The following is a 16578-nucleotide window of genomic DNA, read 5'->3' on the forward strand; positions in this document are numbered from 1 at the left end:
AATTGATGACGATACCCGAACGGCGCCCCTACTCGTCACCGGTGCGCACGGCGCGAGCCCGGCAGACTCGCGCGCACGTGGTGGCGACGGCCGGGCGCCTGTTCGCCGAACGCGGCTACGCGGGGACGAGCATGCGGCAGATCGCCGCGGCGGCCGGCGTGAGCCTCGAGACCGTGACGCAGGCCGGGCGCAAGGCGGACCTGCTGCTCGCCGCGTTCCAGGACGGTTTCGCGGGCGACCCGGACGCGGTGAACCTGGACGCGCTCGTGGGCTCGGCCGCGGAGCTGCCGGTGGTGGTCGGGCGCGTGGCCGAGGGGGTGCGGAGGTCGCTGCCGATCTGGCGCGCGTTCACGACGGCGGCGATGGCCGACCCGGCGGTGGCGGCGGTCCGCGCGAAGCTGGCGGTGGCCCGCCGCGCGGAGATCGTGGCGCGCCTGGAAGCGGCGGGAATGCCGGCTTCCGGCCGGCTAGCGGACGCGATCGGCTTGCTGACCTCGCACGAGGCGTACGACCACCTGACGGCGGTGTGCGGCTGGCCGCACGAGGACTACGTGACGTGGACGGCCGAGGCTGTCCAGGCTCAGCTCGGGCTCGGCGGCTCGTGAGGGGAAACCGGGTTCTCACTCACGACCGGCCGCGGCAGACTCCTAACCCGCGGCGGCCTGCAGACCGCGTGTTCCGATGCCGCGCAACACTTCCACCCGCTCCGCGCCCGGCCGGCTGAGCACCCAGCTCGACCCGGGCACCGCCTTGGCGCGCTTCTTCAGCGGCGCCAGCAAGCGCGAAACCTCTTGGTACGAGCGGATCGAGCCGCTCGCGCAGACCAGCGTCGCCAGGGAAACCGTCACCGGCATGCCGTCCGCCGTCCAGTGGCGGTCCAGCAGCGCGGCCGCCACCGTCGCGATCTCGTCGACGTCGCAGACCACCAGGAAGTCGTCGCCGCCGACGTGGCTGACCCGCATCCGGCGCAGCTGCCCGGTCAGCCCGGTGAGCGCGCCGCCCAGCTCGCGGATCAGGTCGTCGCCCGCGGCGAACCCGGCCGTGTCGTTGACCGCCTTGAACGCGTCGATGTCCAGCCACGCCGCCACGAACGGCTCGCCGATCGTGATCCGGCGGGCGACGTCGCGGGCGACCGTGTCGCTGCCCGGCAGCCGGGTGAGCGGGTTCAGCGCCGCCGCGGCTTCGACCTTCGCCTCGGCCACGCCGCGCACCACCTCGGTCACCAGCACCACGCCGAGGCAGCGGCCGACGTCGTCGACCACGACGACGTCGTCGCCGGTGCGGCCCCAGTCGGCGTCGGTGACCAGCTCGAGGAACTCCATCGCGCCCGCGCGGGCTTCCATGGTGTGCGGGGTGTCCGCGAGCCGCGCCGCCGGTCGCTTCGCGTGCAGCGCGTGCCCGTACGGGCCGGTGACCGCGACCAGGAACCGTGTCCGGTCGACCGACCAGCGCGGCCGGTTCAGCTCGTCGACCCCGATGACGCCGCTGGGCGCGTCCGCCGCCGCCAGCACCTCGCGGACCTCGTCGCAGGTCGCGGTTTCCGGCAGCGTCGTGGCCGGGCGGAGGAAGTCGCCGACGCACTGCGCCGGACCCGCCGCGCGCGGGGTGGCCGGGGAGCGCGTGAGCAGCGCCGGGGCCGGGCCGGCGGCGGTGGGCGGAGCCAGCAGGTTGCCCTGCGCGATCCGGATGCCGAGGCTCCGGACGGCGTCGAGCTGGGCATCGGTCTCCACACCGGTCGCGACGAGCCGGGTGTCGGTGCGGTTGGTGAAGTGCAGCAGCGCCTCGACGATGGCCGCCGGTCCCGGGTCGTCCGGCAGGCCGCGCAGCACCGTGCGGTCGAGCTTGACCAGGTCGACCGGCGCCTCGACGAGCAGGCCGAGCGGCAGGTCGCCGCGGCCGAGGCCGTCGAGGGCGAGCCGGAAGCCGAGCTCGGTGAGCGTCCGCATCCCGGACAGGGCACGGGCGGCGGGCAGCGGCGCGAACGGCGGGCCGATCTCGAGGACGACGTCGCGCGTGCGGCGCCCGGCGTCGCCGAGCTCAGCCAGCAGGTCGTCGTACATCGCCTGCGGCGCGGCGAGGGTGCGGGCGGAGAGGTTGAGGTGCAGGGGGAGTGCCGACTCGTCCTGCCGGACGGCGGCGATCGCGAGCCCGAGGTCGACCTCGGCGAGGCGCCCGTCGCGGCGCGCCTGCGTGAGCAGTTCGGGGACGGTGCCCTGGCCCGGCCTGGCCAGCGCTTCGTGAGCCACGACGCCTCCCGTGTGGAGGCTGTACAGCGGCTGGAAAGCGAAGCGGACCGCGCGTGGCGACTTCACGCCCCGATCGTCGCGGGTCGGGCGGCGAAACGAAACCGATGTCGACTGATGTTCACCGCCGATACCCGAATCGGAGTAACGGAGGGTGACGTCGGCCACTAGTTCAGAGTTGACTTATATAAGTCACTACTTGTAGCTTGGCCGGGTGCACGCGTTCGACGTCCTCGGTGACCCGGTCCGCCGTCGGATCCTCGAGCTGCTGGCCGACGGCGAGCGCGCCGCCGGCGCGGTGACCGAGGTGATCCGGGCCGAGTTCGGCATCTCGCAGCCCGCGGTGTCCCAGCACCTGAAAGTGCTGCGCGACAACGGCTTCGCGGTCGTCCGCCAGGACGGGACGCGGCGGCTGTACGCGGTCGGGCACGAGCCGCTGCACGACATCGACGTCTGGCTCGACCGGTTCCGCCGGTTCTGGACCCCGCCGCTGGACGCACTGGCCACCGAAATCGCCCGCGGCAAGCGCGCGCGGCGCCGCACCGAAGGAGAAGGTTCGTGATCGACGTCAGCCACCAGATCAGCGCCGTCCGCCGCACGCTCGGCGACCGGGTGCTCGAAGGGAAGGAAGCCCGCGTCCTGACCATCAGCCAGGTCTACGACACCGACGTCGACGACCTGTGGGACGCCTGCACGAACCCCGAGCGCATCCCGCGCTGGTTCCTCCCGGTCAGCGGCGAGCTGAAGCTGGGCGGGAAGTACCAGCTGGAGGGCAACGCGGGCGGCACGGTCGAGCGCTGCGACCCGCCGAAGAGCTTCGCCGCGACGTGGGAGTTCGGCGGCAACGTCAGCTGGATCGAGGTCCGCCTCACGCCCGAGGGCGACGGCACCCGGTTCGAGCTGGAGCACGTCGCGCACGTCGACGAGCGCTGGGACGAGTTCGGCCCCGGCGCGGTCGGCATCGGCTGGGACGGCGCGCTGGTCGGTCTGGTCCTCCACCTGGCCACCCCAGGCTCGGCGGTCGACCCCGAGGCGGCGATGGCCTGGATGATGTCCCCGGAGGGCATTCGCTTCATGACGGCGTCGAACGAGGCCTGGTACGAGGCCGACGTCGCGTCGGGCGCGGACCCGGCGAAGGCCCGGGCAGCGGCCGACCGCACGCTGAAGGCGTACACGACCCCGCCGGAGGCCTGACCTGCGCCGTGTCGACCCTCTGATCACGCGTGATGCCCCTTCAATCACGCGTGATGCCTCGCGGCTCACGGGTGTGACCTTCCGACGCACCGAGGCCGAACGGCTTCTCGCGTGATCAGAGGGGCATCACGTGTGATTAGAGAGGCATCACTCGTGATTGGAGGGTCGACACGGGTCAGTGGTCCGTTTTCTTGACCGCGGTCAGGGTGATCACCGCGTCGGCCGGGACCTCGGTGCCGGCCGGCGGGTCCTGGCCCGTCTGGACCCAGTTGCGGTCGATGATCAGCATGCGGCCCTGGCCGGTGCCGTCGACCTCGCGCAGGTTGTAGAGCCCGGCCTTCTGCATCGCGTCCTGGGCGTCCTGGTGGTTCATGCCCGAGACGTCCGGGACCTTGATCCGCTTGGCCGGCTCGGACGTCGAGGAAGACGCCGAGGCCGAGGTGGGAGCCGTGCCGGGATCGCCGGGCGGCGTGCCGCACGCGACCAGGGTGAACACGAGTGCTGCCAGCGTCGTGACCATCGCTCGGGGCATACCTGAAGGTACCCACGCACCTGCCCGCCGTTCGGGTGAAGCCGGATAAGGTCGGGCGCATGGATCAGGGCAGCGAGCAGACCGACCCGAGGGTGGTGCGGCGGGACCCGGTGGCGAACGCCGGCGGGTTCACCGACCTGGCGACCAGCCCGTTCCGGATCGACCGCGACCGCATCGCCGCCTCGCCGTTCTTCGCCCGCCTCGGCGGGGTGACGCAGGTGGTCAGCGCCGGCGGCGCCGGGCTGCTGCACAACCGGCTCACCCACAGCCTGAAGGTCGCGCAGGTCGCCCGCGCCATCGCCGAGCGGATCACCGCCGGGGACGACGCCGGCCTCGTCGACAAGCTGGGCGGCTGCGACCTCGATGTCGCCGAGGCCGCCGCGCTCGCCCACGACCTCGGGCACCCGCCGTTCGGGCACCTCGGCGAGCAGACCCTCGACCGCATCGCCCGGCACCGCTTCGGCCTGGCCGACGGCTTCGAGGGCAACGCCCAGACGTTCCGCATCATCACCACGACCGACGTGCGCGGCCCGTCGGCGATCGGGCTCGACCTGACCACGGCGGTGCGCGCGGCCGTCCTGAAGTACCCGTGGCTGCGGCTGCACCACCCGGCGCCGCACCCGTCCGCGATGGCCGTGCCGCCGCGCGGCGCGGGCGAGCCGGAGTCGTCGCCCGGCACCGGCGCGGCCAAGTTCTCCGCCTACGCCACCGAGCTCGACGACTTCGAGCAGGCGCGCGCGGCGTTCGCGGGGCGCGTCGAAAGCTGGCAGCAGACGGTCGAAGCGTCCGTGATGGACACCGCCGACGACATCGCCTACGCCATCCACGACCTGCAGGACTTCCACCGCATCGGCGTCCTGCAGCACGCGCCGGTCGCGGCGGAGCTGGGGGAGTGGCTCGAGCACGCCGGCGAGCTGGCGGCGCTGGACGACGAGACGCTGCACGCGGAACTGCGCCGGCCGGGCCGGTCGCTCGAGCGCGTCCGCCGCCGGATGCACGTCAAGGACGCGTGGATCGTCGACGACGACGCGTTCGCCGCGGCGGTGGCCCGGGTCCGCGCGGAGCTGGTCGACGGCCTGCTGGCCGCGGAGTTCGACGGCTCGATCGAGGCGGAGCAGGCGACGGCGGCGTTCTCGGCGAACTGGACGGCGCGCCTGGTCGACGGTGTCTTCGTGCTGGCGTCCCCGTCCACCCGCACCGGCCACGTGTCGCTGCGCCCCGCCCAGTGGCACGAGGTCCAGGTGCTGAAGTTCGTGCACCGCCGGTTCGTGCTGCTGCGCCCGGACCTCGCGCTGCACCAGCGCGGGCAGGCGGGGGTGGTGTCGAGCCTGGTCGACGCGCTCGACGCGTGGCTGCTCGACCGCGACGAGGTTTCCCGGCTGCCGCGGCGGTTGCACGACCTGGTCGAGCTGGCGCACGCGGAGTACACGGGCTTGGCGCGGTCGGCGCCGGAGCTGCTCGTCGGGGCGACCGGGGAGCCGGTGTCCGGGCCGGACGCGGTGCGCGGGCTGGCCCGGGGCCGCGCGGTGGTGGACTTCGTGGCTTCGCTGACCGACAAGCAGGCGGTGACCCTCTTGGACGCTCTGTCCGGGCGGGCCGCCCAGCCGTGGTCGGACTCCTTCGTCCTCTGATCGAAGAGTTGTCCGGTTCTTGTCCGATCCGGCGATCCCGTGCAGTGGTACCGCTTGACGCGCTGGTCCGTTTCGTTCGTCCTGTAACGGTTGTGCGGTTCCGCTGAACGGCCTACGACTTACGGTCCATTCAGGAAATTCTCCATCCGATGTCACTCGAACGGCCGCTGCTCACAGGGAACTCACAGTACTTAGCTGGAACTTGCCGGTGATCACCGGCGTCGGTCAGCGTGAGTCGGGGCACGCGCCTGGAGATATCGGAGGGCGCACGTGCGTCGTACCCGTTCCACGAGATCGAGATCCACAGTGCTCACGGCCGGGGCGGCGGCGTTGCTCGCCGCGCTCGGCCTGGTTTCCCCGCCGGTCGCGGGGGCCGCCTCGGCGTCCACTCCGGACGCCTTCACCGAAACCGCGCAACAGCAGATCGCCGCCCTGCAGGCCGTCAAGGCGGGCCGCACCGCCGCCGAGTCCAAAGTGGACAGCAACCTGCTCGCCGCCCAGAAGGGCGTCACCAAGCAGCTCACCGCGCTGCAGTCGGGGGCCCAGGTCTCTTCGACCGGCACCGTCCTGGTCGACATCCGCGCGAGCAAGGTCTCGCCGGACCTCATCTCCTCGCTGACGAAGGCCGGGGCGGGCATCCGCGCGGTGTCCGACCGGTACGCCAGCGTCCGCGCCGAGGTCCCGCTGAACCAGCTCGCCGCCATCGCCGCACGCGGCGACGTCAAGCGCGTCGAGCAGGCCGACCAGGCCATGACCGCCCGCGAACTGGCCACCCCGGCGACGACGCCGGGCAAGACCGAAACCAAGCAGCAGAAGGCCGACCGCATCGCCGGCGAGCTGCAGAAAGCGGTTGCGAGCAAGGCGCAGCGCAGCGCCGCCGCGGCCGCGACCCTGACCAGTGAGGGCGACCGCGCCCACAACGCCGACATCGCCCGCCAGCAGTTCGGCGTCACCGGCGTCGGCGTCAAGGCGTGCGCGCTGTCCGACGGCGTCGACTCCCTGGCCGCTTCGCAGGCCAAGGGCGAGCTCCCGCCGACCGTCGACGTCATCGCCGGGCAGGAGGGCGAAGGCGACGAGGGCACCGCGATGCTCGAGATCATCCACGACCTCGCGCCCAACGCCGCGCTCGGCTTCGCCTCGGCGTTCAACTCCGACGCCAGCTTCGCGGACAACATCCGCAAGCTGCGCTTCGAGTCGCACTGCGACGTCATCGTCGACGACGTCATCTACTTCAAGGAATCCCCGTTCCAGGACTGGATCATCGCCCAGGCCGTGAACGACGTGACCGCCGACGGCGCGCTGTACTTCTCGTCGGCCGGCAACGAGGGCAACGTCCTCGACGGCACCGCCGGGCACTGGGAAGGCGACTTCGTCGACTCCGGCAAGTCCGTCGGCAAGTTCGCCGGCACCGCGCACAACTTCGCCGGCACCGCGGGCAACCAGATCTACGAGCCCGTCTCCGACGCCTCGTCGGCCGGTGTCCCGGTGACGCTGCACTGGTCCGACCCGCTCGGGCACTCGGCGAACGACTACGACCTCTACCTGCTCAACTCCGCGGGTGCCGTGGTCAGCTTCAGCCAGAACGTCCAGGACGGCACGCAGGACCCGTTCGAGATCCTGCAGACGCCCGTCTTCGGCGGCACCGGGCTGCGCCTGGCCGTCGTGAAGTTCTCCGGTGAAGCCCGCTACCTCTCGCTGTCCGCGCTGCGCGGGCGGTTCAAGGACTCGGCGGACGGCCTCAAGGCCTACAACACCCCGGGCGTGACGGTCGGCCACTCGGCCGCGCGGGACGCCTTCAGCGTCGCGGCCGCCCCGGCCGCGGCGGCGTTCGGGCGTCCGCTCGAGCCGGGCGACCCGGCCAACCCGGCCGGCCCGTACCCGGCCGCCTTCAGCGGGGCGACCAAGGCCGAGCGGTTCAGCTCCGACGGCCCGCGCCGCGTGTTCTACGAGGCCGACGGCACCCCGATCACCCCGGGCAACGTGTCTTCGACCGGGGGCGAGGTCCGGAACAAGCCGGAGATCACCGCGGCCGACGGCGTGAAGACCAGCGTGACCGGCTTCAGCCCGTTCTTCGGCACCTCGGCCGCCGCACCGCACGCGGCCGCCATCGCCTCGCTCGTGCTGTCCGGCAACCCCGGCCTGCCGCCGTCCGAGGTGCGCGAGGCGCTGATCAACACCGCGATCGACATCGAAACCCCGGGCCGCGACAACGTCACCGGCTCCGGCGTCATCCTCGCGGACAAGGTGCTCGCCTACACCGGCGCCAGCCCGCAGCCGCTCGCGGTGGCCAAGCAGCCGACGGTCACCCCGGCCGACGGCGGCTCCGCGCTCGACCCGGGCGACACGGCCAAGGTGACGCTGCCGGTGACCAACGACGGTGACGGCACCGCCGTCTCCACCAGCGTCGTGCTCACCAGCCCGACCCCGGGCGTCACGGTGGCGCCGCGGTCCAAGTCCTACGGCACCATCAGCCCGGGACAGACCGGCGTCAACGACTTCACCATCACCGTCCCGGCGACGCAGCAGCTCGGCGCGCCGGTCGTCCTGAACGCCCGCGTCAGCTTCGCCGGTGCGCACTCGCCGACGACGTCGACGTTCTCGCTCCCGGTCGGCACCCCGTCGCCGGTCGCGCAGGACTTCGCCTACACCGGCGCGCCGGTGGCGATCCCGGACAACAGCCCGGTCGGCGCGTCGGTGACCATCCCGGTCACCGGGGTCGGCCGCGCGTCCAAGGTGGGCTTCTCCATCGACGGCACCGCCTGCAACACCGGTACCGCCTCGACCACCGTGGGACTGGACCACACCTACGTCGGTGACCTGGTCGGCACGCTGATCGCGCCGTCCGGGGCGAAGGCGACGGTGTTCCAGCGCAACGGCGGCTCCGGCAAGAACCTTTGCCAGGTCGTCTTCGCCGACACCGCCGCGACCGCGTTCAGCACGGTGACGTCCGCGAACGCGCCGTTCACCGGCACGTGGCGGCCGACGCAGTCGCTGACCGGCGGCCTGACCGCCGCGGCCGTCGACGGCACGTGGACGTTCGCCGTGGTCGACGCGGCGGGCGGCGACGTCGGCTCGATCCGCTCGGTCGCCCTGCACATCAACGGGTTCGTCCAGCCCCCGGCGGCCGGAGCGCCGTCGAACGTACGGGGCTACACGAACAACGGGCCGGTGCACCCGCTGTGACGACGCGGGTGAACTGAACAACCCGAACGGGGCCGTCGCGGCGACGCGGCGGCCCCGTACCGTTTTCCCCATGGAGAAGCCGCGGCAGGTCGCCGGTGGCGGCCGCGCGGTCGAGGTGCCGCCCGATCGTCTCGCCGGCTGGTTCGACCGCTTCTCCGTCCGGCACGACGGGATCCTGACGACCGAGGTCGCCCCGCGCGCGGTCCGCGCGCTCGCGGGCGACGGGGCCACGGCGACCGCGACCGTCCCCTTCGGACCCCTGGCCGCGCCGTCGGGCACCTTCGAGGGACTGGTGATCGACGCACTCCTGACGCACGCCCTCGCGCCCCGGCGGATCGCGCTCGTGCTGGTGCGGGTGGGCGCGCACAGCATCGGTGTCGCCAGCCGGGGCCGGGTCGAGCTGTCGCGCACCGACCGGCACCTCGTGCAGGGCCGCTCCGCCGCGGGCGGCTGGTCGCAGCAGCGCTTCGCCCGGCGGCGCGCGGGCCAGGCGCGGCACGCGCTGCAGGACGCGGCCGAGGACGTCCTCGAGGTGCTCGTCCCGCGGCTGTCCGAAGTGGACGCCGTGGTGCTCGGCGGCGACCGGCGGGCGCTCGACGCCCTGCGCGAGGACCGCCGGCTGGCCCCGCTGTTCGCCCGCGCCGAGCCGCGCGTGCTGGAGGTCGGCGAGCCGAGCCGCGCCGTTCTCGACGAAGCCGCCGTGCGGGCGCTGTCGGTGCAGGTCACGCTGCGCGACGGGTGAGACCGCACACGTCCGGAAAATCCGCTGGACCCCGGCCCGTACACTGGGCTCCGTGGACATCCAGCTGGAGTGACGCCGCGCCGGTCGAGACCGACCGGCCGCTCGACGCTGTCCTCCGTTCACCCCCATTCCACGGGAGTTTTCCTTGATCACGGCCACCGGCCTTGAGCTGCGCGCGGGTTCGCGCATCCTGCTCAACGGCGTCTCCGTCCGCATCCAGTCCGGCGACCGCATCGGCCTCGTCGGCCGCAACGGCGCGGGCAAGACCACCTCGCTGAAGGTCCTCGCCGGCGAGGGCGAGCCGCACGCGGGCGAGGTCCGCCGCACCGGCGAGCTCGGCTACCTGCCGCAGGACCCGCGCGAAGGTGATCTTTCGGTCACCGCGAAGGACCGCGTGCTCTCCGCGCGGGGACTCGACAAGCTGATGCGCGACATGGAGAAGGCGCAGGCCTCGATGGCCGAGCTCGTCGACGAGGCCGCGCGCGACAAGGCCATCAACCGCTACGCCCGGCTCGAGGAGCGGTTCTCCTCGCTGGGCGGGTACGCCGCCGAGAGCGAAGCCGCGCGGATCTGCTCGAACCTCGGCCTGGCCGACCGGATCCTGGCGCAGACGCTGCAGACGCTCTCCGGTGGTCAGCGCCGTCGCGTCGAGCTGGCGCGGATCCTGTTCGCGGCGGCCGAAGCGGGCGCCGGCGGCAAGTCCGAGACGATCCTGCTGCTCGACGAGCCGACCAACCACCTCGACGCCGACTCCATCAACTGGCTGCGCGGGTTCCTCAAGCAGCACGACGGCGGCCTGGTCGTGATCAGCCACGACGTCGAGCTGCTGGCCGACGTCGTCAACAAGGTCTGGTTCCTCGACGCCACCCGCGGCGAGCTCGACCTGTACAACATGGGCTGGCAGCGCTACCTCGACGCCCGCGCGACCGACGAGAAGCGCCGCCGCCGCGAGCGCGCCAACGCCGAGAAGAAGGCGTCGGCGCTGCAGCAGCAGGCCGCGAAGCTCGGCGCGAAGGCGACGAAGGCCGTGGCGGCCAAGAACATGGCGCGCCGCGCCGAGCAGATGCTGTCCGCGCTCGACGAGACCCGGGTGGCCGACAAGGTCGCCCGGATCAAGTTCCCCGAGCCCGCCCCGTGCGGCCGGACCCCGCTCACCGCCGAGGGCCTCTCGAAGTCGTACGGCTCACTGGAAATCTTCACCGGGGTCGATCTCGCGATCGACCGCGGTTCGAAGGTCGTCGTACTCGGCCTGAACGGTGCGGGAAAGACGACTTTGCTCCGGCTCCTCGGCGGAATGGAAACTCCCGACACCGGGGAGATCGTGCCGGGTCACGGAATGCGTTTGGGCTATTACGCACAGGAACACGAAACTCTTGATCATGATGCGTCGGTGTGGGAAAACATCCGACATCTCTCACCGGACACCGGTGCTCAGGAGTTGCGGAACCTGCTCGGCTCGTTCCTCTTCACCGGCGAACAACTCGACCAGCCCGCCGGCACCCTTTCCGGCGGCGAGAAGACCCGGCTCGCCCTCGCGAGCCTGGTCTCCAGTGCTGCCAACGTCTTGCTCCTCGACGAGCCGACGAACAACCTGGACCCGGCCAGCCGTGCCCAGGTCCTGGACGCTTTGCGCAGCTTCGCCGGCGCCGTCGTCCTGGTCACGCACGACCCCGGCGCGGTCGAGGCGCTGGAGCCCGAGCGGGTCATCCTGCTGCCCGACGGCACCGAGGATCACTGGTCGGCCGACTATCTGGAACTTGTCCAGCTTGCGTGACTCTATGCGTCCATTCGGGTGCAAGATCGCTACGGCCGGGCACTGGAATGGCCCAATGTGATCGCAGTTTCGGCTGTTTTACGTCTGTCGTCTGGCATTCCGGCGCTCGGTGTTCGATCATTGCCCCGGCAGGGGTCGATATGTGGCCCAGAACACTCTCGGCGGGAAGGCGATCGACGTGGCTGATCTCAAGAAAGGCGCGCGGATCACCGGCAACACGCGCGACAAGCTGGCCGCTGACCTCAAGAAGAAATACGAGAAGGGCTCGAGCATCCGGGCGCTCGCGGAGTCGACGGGGCGTTCCTACGGGTTCGTCCACCGGGTGCTGTCGGAGTCCGGGGTCCAGCTGCGGGGGCGCGGCGGGGCCACGCGGGTCAAGAAGAAGTAGTCAGGAACTGCTGCGCGGGGGGCGCGCAGTGGAAGCTTCGGCCGCACGGAACGTCAGGTACGCCCCGAGCAGGACCAGCGGGTACACCAGGTAACCGTACCGAGTGGCCGGGGTGAGCAGGATCAACGCGCCGAGTCCGACGGCGATGCGCAGGACTGCGCCGGAGCCGTTCGCGGGGGGCCGGCGCACCAGCCAGATCACCATGGCCACGGCCGCGGCGCCGACGAGCGCGAACGCCGCCACCTGGCCCACCGGGCCGAGTTCGGCGATCAGGTGGCCCGGCAACGGGCTCGCCGCGGGCGACCGCACAACGCCCATCCCGAGGGGAAAGCGGAAGACGTGCTCCACGAACGCCGCCGGGTCCACGAGGTACACGGGCAGGTGCAGCGCGGCCGTGGTGGCCACCAGCGCTGAGGCGAACCGTCCCACCGCGGCCCAGTCCGGCCCGTTCCCGCGGCGTACCAGCACGAACACGGCCAGGACCGCGGCCGCGGGCGCGACGATGAGCTTCGCGCTGACGACCAGCGCCAGCACCAGGCCCGCCCAGGCGGCCCGCCCGGTGGCGGCGAGCGCGCAGGCGAGCACGAGCAGCCCGACGATCGCCAGGTCCGGCCCGGCGACGGCCCAGGTGAGCGCGGTGAGCGGGCAGGCCAGCGCGACCTGCGCGGCACCCACGGGAACCTTCGGCCAGTTCAGCAGCTTCAGCGTGCCCAGCACGCACGCGACGGCGGCCAGCGCGAACATCCAGCGAGCGTCGGTGAGCGCGTCGCCCAGCGGGGTGCCGCCGAACAGCGCGCGCGGCAGGCCGAAGACCGCCATCACCGGGCCGTAGGGGGTGTAGTCGTTGACCACGGGCGCCCGGCCGAGCGCGGTGACGTCGACGTACGGGGTTCCGTGGTGCAGCAGCAGATCCGCGGACCGCTCGATCACCCAGACCTCGGGCTGCGCGGCCCACGAGACCGGCGTGATCAGCCAGTCCACTCCGGTCAGTCGCCGGATCACCAGAAGCAGCAACGGAAGGATCATTGCCAACAGGGCAACGGCGGCGATGCCGCACCAGCGCGAGCCGAGCAGGCCGCGCGGCGTGCGGCCGGCTCGCGCGGACAGCAGCAGCCACCCGCTGTGCAGCGCGCCGAGGGCGTAGGCGACGGTCGCGAAGTTGCCCCAGACGCGGTAGCCGTAGAACTCGGACTTGAGCGCGGTCGGCAGGGCGAAGGCGAGACAGGCGAGGTAGAAGCCGAGGTCCCACCGCAGCGGGGCTCGGTCGAGCGTGGCCGCGGGGGCCGTGAAGAGCCGTGCCGCGCGCCGCCATGCGGGCGCCCGGCCCACCTCCGTTCCCACCTGGTCAGGCTACCGAGGGGCCCTTCGCCCGGTTCAGCCGCCGTCATGCAGGCGGGCTTCGTGGCGGGCTTCGGCGGTCGATGGGGTGCGGGTGGCGGGTGAGGCGCCCGCTGCCGGGATGGCGGCGGCCTTGGCATGCCGCCGGGCGAGCGGTTGGCCCGTCAGCCGAGCTTTCGCAGCCGCGGGAGCAGATCCGCGGCGGCTTCGGCCGCCTTGACGACGTTGTCGTGGCCCGTCGGCATCAGGACCAGCTCGGTGAACCCCGCCTCGACGTACCCCTCCGCGAGCCGCACGGCGGCATCCCCCTCGGGCGGCAGCCGGAACTGCACTGCCCGGCGGATCGTCGCCGGGTCGCGGTCCACCGCCGCGCAGTGGTCGTCCAGCACGCGCGAAAGTCGTTGCAGCTCGGCGATTTCCGTGCCCGGCAGTGCCGCGTTCAGCCACACGTCGGCGTGGGCGGCCACCACCCGCAGGCCGAGCTTCTCGCCGCTGCTGCCCAGCCACAGCGGTGGCTTCGGCTGCCGGGGCTTCGGATCACTGCGCGCGCCGGTCAAGGCGTAGTGGCGGCCGCGGTAATCGGTTTCTTCCCGAGTCCACAGCAGACTGAGGATTTCGCACGTCTCGGCCAGCCTTTCGACACGTTCGACCGGTGGCGGCGTCGGCGTGCCCATCATCGCGTCGGTGTGCGCGTCGCCGCCCGCGCCGAGGCCGATGTCGAGCCGGCCGCCGGAAAGGTGGTCGACCGTCGCCGCGATCTTCGCGAACGTGCCCGGGTGGCGGTTCGTGTTCCCGGACACCAGGCATCCGATGCGCACCCGCTGCGTCGCTTCGGCCATCGCTGCGAGGAGTGACCAGCCGTCGAAGATGTCGCCGGTGCGGTCCGGGCCCATCGGGGCGAGGTGGTCGAAGACCCAGCAGCCGTCGAATCCGGCGTCGTCGGCGATGGCCCAGATCTCGCGGAGCGCGGCGATGCCGATGTGCTGCTGCGGCGGCTTGAGTCCCACGGTGACCATGATGTGCTCCTGATTATCAGTGTGACAAATCGTCAGTAAAACTGACGATCAGCGTAAGGGTAGAGTTCTCGCATGTCCAGCGATCTCGCCGTCCACCGCCGGCTCGGCTACCTGCTCAAGCACGCCCAGCTGCGGCTCGCCGAGCTGGCCGAGCCGCGGTACGCGCCGCTCGGGATCACCGGCCGTCAGCTCGCCTTGCTCACGCTGTTCGGCGACGGGCCGGCGCTGTCGCAGCAGGAGGGTGCGGCGCGCCTCGGCATCGACCGGACGACGATGGTCGCCCTGGTCGACGAGCTGGAGGACAAGGAGCTGGTCCGGCGCGAGGTCGCGCCGGGTGATCGCCGGAAGCGCCTCGTTACGCTGACCGCCGAGGGTGAGCGCGTTCGTGTGGCGGGCGAGGAAGTCACCCGGCAGGCGGAGGCCGTGCTGCTGGCGCCCCTCGGCGAAGGAGATGCGGAACGGCTGCGCGCCGCACTGCACCGCGTTGTTCGCGGGGAGTGAACGGCGACGGGAAGCAAACGGGCAACGGCGACGTTGTCCAGGTCATATCCGGAGAAAACCTCAGCTATAGTAGAGGTTTTGACACTGGGGGTTCCTCATGGACAACACCTGGGCGCTGCTGAGCTCGGCGATGCGCGCCAACGACGTCCCGAAGGGGCTGACCCGCGGCACGCTCAAACGCGTCGCGCGGTTCGCCCGGCCGCACTGGCGGCGGCTGCTGGCCTTCCTCGTCCTGACCGTGGTCTCGGCGGTCCTCGCGGTGTCGACACCGGTCCTGGCCGGCAAGGTGGTCGACGCGATCGTCGGCGGCCGTGACCTGCCGCTGGTCGTCTGGCTCGCGGTCGTCATCGCCCTGCTCGCGGTCGCCGACGCCGGCTTCGGCCTCATCGAGCGCTGGCAGTCCGCGCGCATCGGCGAAGGCATCATCTACGACCTGCGGCGCGCCGTGTTCGAGCACGTGCAACGGATGCCGATCGCCTTCTTCACGCGCACCCGCACCGGGGCGCTGGTTTCCCGCCTGAACAACGACGTCATCGGCGCGCAGCGGACGTTCACCGCGACGCTGTCCGGCCTGGTCACCAACACGATCCAGCTGGCGCTCTCGCTGGCCGTCATGCTGACGCTGTCGTGGCAGGTCACGCTGCTCGCGCTGGTACTGCTGCCGATCTTCGTGCTGCCCGCGCGCCGGCTCGGCCGCCGGATGGCCGGGCTGCAGCGGGAAGCCGCGAACCTCAACGCCGGCATGACCACGCAGATGACCGAACGGTTCTCCGCGCCGGGCGCGACCCTGGTGAAGCTCTTCGGCCGTCCGGTGCAGGAGGCGGACGACTTCGGGGTGCGCGCGGGGCGCGTGCGCGACATCGGCGTGCGGACCGCGATGCTGACCCGCTGGTTCATGACCAGCCTGACCCTGGTTTCGGCGCTGGCGCAGGCGCTCGTCTACGGCCTCGGCGGGTACCTCGCGCTGACCGGCAAGCTCGCGCCGGGCACCGTGGTCGCGCTCGCGCTGCTGCTGACCCGGCTCTACGCGCCGCTGACCGCGCTGGCCAACGTGCGCGTCGACGTCATGACGGCGCTGGTGTCGTTCGAGCGGGTCTTCGAAGTCCTCGACCTGAAGCCGATGATCGAGGAGAAGCCGTCGGCGCGTACTTTGCCTGCTTCTTCCGGAGTTTCCGTCGAGTTCTCCGACGTCCGCTTCGGTTACCCGGCGGCGGACCGGTACTCGCTGGCGTCGCTGGAGGACGTCGCGACGCTCGACCACCGCGGCGGGGACGAGGTGCTGCACGGGATCTCGTTCCGCGCCGAGCCGGGGCAGATGGTCGCGCTGGTCGGGTCGTCGGGCGCGGGGAAGTCGACGATCGCGTCGCTGCTGCCGCGGCTCTACGACGTCGACTCCGGGTCGGTGCGGCTGTCCGATGTGGACGTCCGGGACCTGAGTTTCGCTTCGCTGCGGGAGACCGTCGGCGTCGTGACGCAGGACGGGCACCTCTTCCACGAGACGATCCGCGCGAACCTGGCCTACGCGCGTCCGGGCGTCACCGACGACGAGATCTGGGCGGCGCTGGAGCGGGCCCGGCTCGGTGAGCTGGTGCATTCGCTGCCGGACGGCCTCGACACGACGGTGGGGGAGCGCGGCTACCGACTCTCCGGCGGCGAACGCCAGCGGCTGACGATCGCGCGGTTGCTGCTGGCGCAGCCCAAGGTCGTCGTGCTGGACGAGGCGACCGCGCACCTGGACTCCGAGTCCGAGGCGGCGGTCGGCGAAGCCCTGACGCACGCGCTGGCCGGCCGCACGGCGCTGGTCATCGCGCACCGGCTCTCGACGGTCCGCGCGGCCGACCAGATCCTGGTCCTGGAGCACGGCGAGATCGTCGAACGCGGAACGCACGAGGAACTCCTGGCCGCCAACGGCCGCTACGCAACCCTCCACGCAACCCAGTTCGCAGAGGAAGAACCCGCCGTGGCGTGATTGAAGGGTCATCACGCGTGATGGGGGAGTCATCATTCGTGATTGAAGGGTCGACACGACCTCAGCG

At 71.9% G+C, this 16578-nt stretch carries 14 protein-coding genes; 10 read left to right on the plus strand and 4 right to left on the minus strand.

Features of this window, described 5'->3' with window-relative positions:
* Positions 1-5: 5 nt before the first annotated feature.
* A complete protein-coding gene (locus tag ABZ342_RS12145) occupies positions 6-605 on the plus strand; it encodes a TetR family transcriptional regulator (RefSeq protein ID WP_360471849.1) in 600 nt (199 codons plus the stop codon).
* Between the two features lie 42 nt (positions 606-647).
* On the opposite strand, the gene ABZ342_RS12150 is transcribed toward ABZ342_RS12145, so the two are convergent.
* Positions 648-2312, minus strand: a complete 1665-nt coding sequence (locus tag ABZ342_RS12150) for a GGDEF domain-containing protein (RefSeq protein ID WP_360471851.1) — start codon at positions 2310-2312, stop codon at positions 648-650.
* A gap of 145 nt (positions 2313-2457) precedes the next feature.
* Here ABZ342_RS12150 and ABZ342_RS12155 point away from each other — a divergent pair, with 145 nt between their 5' ends.
* Positions 2458-2805 (plus strand): metalloregulator ArsR/SmtB family transcription factor, encoded by a 348-nt coding sequence (locus ABZ342_RS12155; protein ID WP_360471853.1) that lies wholly within the window; start codon positions 2458-2460, stop codon positions 2803-2805.
* Positions 2802-3437: an SRPBCC family protein gene (locus tag ABZ342_RS12160; RefSeq protein WP_360471856.1), complete on the plus strand. Its 636-nt coding sequence runs from the start codon at positions 2802-2804 to the stop codon at positions 3435-3437. Before ABZ342_RS12155 ends, ABZ342_RS12160 begins: the two co-directional genes overlap by 4 nt.
* Positions 3438-3612: 175 nt before the next feature.
* Here ABZ342_RS12160 and ABZ342_RS12165 read toward each other — a convergent pair whose 3' ends face one another.
* Entirely contained in the window at positions 3613-3957 is a 345-nt protein-coding gene (locus ABZ342_RS12165; RefSeq protein WP_360471920.1) for a PASTA domain-containing protein, read from the minus strand.
* Between the two features lie 71 nt (positions 3958-4028).
* On the opposite strand from ABZ342_RS12165, the gene dgt reads away from it, so the two are divergent.
* The 5 genes from dgt (at position 4029) to ABZ342_RS12190 (ending at position 11687) form a co-directional block, all read left to right on the plus strand.
* Positions 4029-5600: a dGTP triphosphohydrolase gene (dgt, locus tag ABZ342_RS12170; RefSeq protein WP_360471858.1), complete on the plus strand. Its 1572-nt coding sequence runs from the start codon at positions 4029-4031 to the stop codon at positions 5598-5600.
* Between the two features lie 306 nt (positions 5601-5906).
* Positions 5907-8783: a S8 family serine peptidase gene (locus ABZ342_RS12175; RefSeq protein WP_360471861.1), complete on the plus strand. Its 2877-nt coding sequence runs from the start codon at positions 5907-5909 to the stop codon at positions 8781-8783.
* Between the two features lie 70 nt (positions 8784-8853).
* Positions 8854-9525 (plus strand): acVLRF1 family peptidyl-tRNA hydrolase, encoded by a 672-nt coding sequence (locus ABZ342_RS12180; protein ID WP_360471864.1) that lies wholly within the window; start codon positions 8854-8856, stop codon positions 9523-9525.
* A gap of 145 nt (positions 9526-9670) precedes the next feature.
* Positions 9671-11299: an ABC-F family ATP-binding cassette domain-containing protein gene (locus tag ABZ342_RS12185; RefSeq protein WP_155542538.1), complete on the plus strand. Its 1629-nt coding sequence runs from the start codon at positions 9671-9673 to the stop codon at positions 11297-11299.
* Positions 11300-11477: 178 nt separating this feature from the next.
* Positions 11478-11687 (plus strand): helix-turn-helix domain-containing protein, encoded by a 210-nt coding sequence (locus tag ABZ342_RS12190; RefSeq protein WP_003071237.1) that lies wholly within the window; start codon positions 11478-11480, stop codon positions 11685-11687.
* Here the strand turns inward: ABZ342_RS12190 and ABZ342_RS12195 are convergent, their stop codons facing one another.
* Positions 11688-12941, minus strand: coding sequence for a glycosyltransferase 87 family protein (locus ABZ342_RS12195; RefSeq protein WP_360471923.1), 1254 nt, complete (start codon positions 12939-12941; stop codon positions 11688-11690).
* Between the two features lie 248 nt (positions 12942-13189).
* Positions 13190-14041: an LLM class flavin-dependent oxidoreductase gene (locus ABZ342_RS12200; RefSeq protein ID WP_360471867.1), complete on the minus strand. Its 852-nt coding sequence runs from the start codon at positions 14039-14041 to the stop codon at positions 13190-13192.
* A gap of 72 nt (positions 14042-14113) precedes the next feature.
* On the opposite strand from ABZ342_RS12200, the gene ABZ342_RS12205 reads away from it, so the two are divergent.
* Positions 14114-14542, plus strand: a complete 429-nt coding sequence (locus ABZ342_RS12205) for a MarR family transcriptional regulator (RefSeq protein ID WP_360471869.1) — start codon at positions 14114-14116, stop codon at positions 14540-14542.
* A gap of 97 nt (positions 14543-14639) precedes the next feature.
* Positions 14640-16511 (plus strand): ABC transporter ATP-binding protein, encoded by a 1872-nt coding sequence (locus tag ABZ342_RS12210; RefSeq protein WP_155542541.1) that lies wholly within the window; start codon positions 14640-14642, stop codon positions 16509-16511.
* Positions 16512-16578 lie beyond the last annotated feature (67 nt).

This window comes from Amycolatopsis sp. NPDC005961 (assembly GCF_040629235.1).
Lineage (GTDB): Bacteria > Actinomycetota > Actinomycetes > Mycobacteriales > Pseudonocardiaceae > Amycolatopsis > Amycolatopsis camponoti.

Bases quoted from the DNA above. Each gene is read 5' to 3' on its own strand.
- ABZ342_RS12145 (WP_360471849.1), top strand. From the start codon at position 6: ATGACGATACCCGAACGGCGCCCCTACTCGTCACCGGTGCGCACGGCG.
- ABZ342_RS12165 (WP_360471920.1), bottom strand. From the start codon at position 3,957: ATGGTCACGACGCTGGCAGCACTCGTGTTCACCCTGGTCGCGTGCGGC.
- dgt (WP_360471858.1), top strand. From the start codon at position 4,029: ATGGATCAGGGCAGCGAGCAGACCGACCCGAGGGTGGTGCGGCGGGAC.
- ABZ342_RS12180 (WP_360471864.1), top strand. From the start codon at position 8,854: ATGGAGAAGCCGCGGCAGGTCGCCGGTGGCGGCCGCGCGGTCGAGGTG.
- ABZ342_RS12200 (WP_360471867.1), bottom strand. From the start codon at position 14,041: ATGGTCACCGTGGGACTCAAGCCGCCGCAGCAGCACATCGGCATCGCC.
- ABZ342_RS12205 (WP_360471869.1), top strand. From the start codon at position 14,114: ATGTCCAGCGATCTCGCCGTCCACCGCCGGCTCGGCTACCTGCTCAAG.
- ABZ342_RS12210 (WP_155542541.1), top strand. From the start codon at position 14,640: ATGGACAACACCTGGGCGCTGCTGAGCTCGGCGATGCGCGCCAACGAC.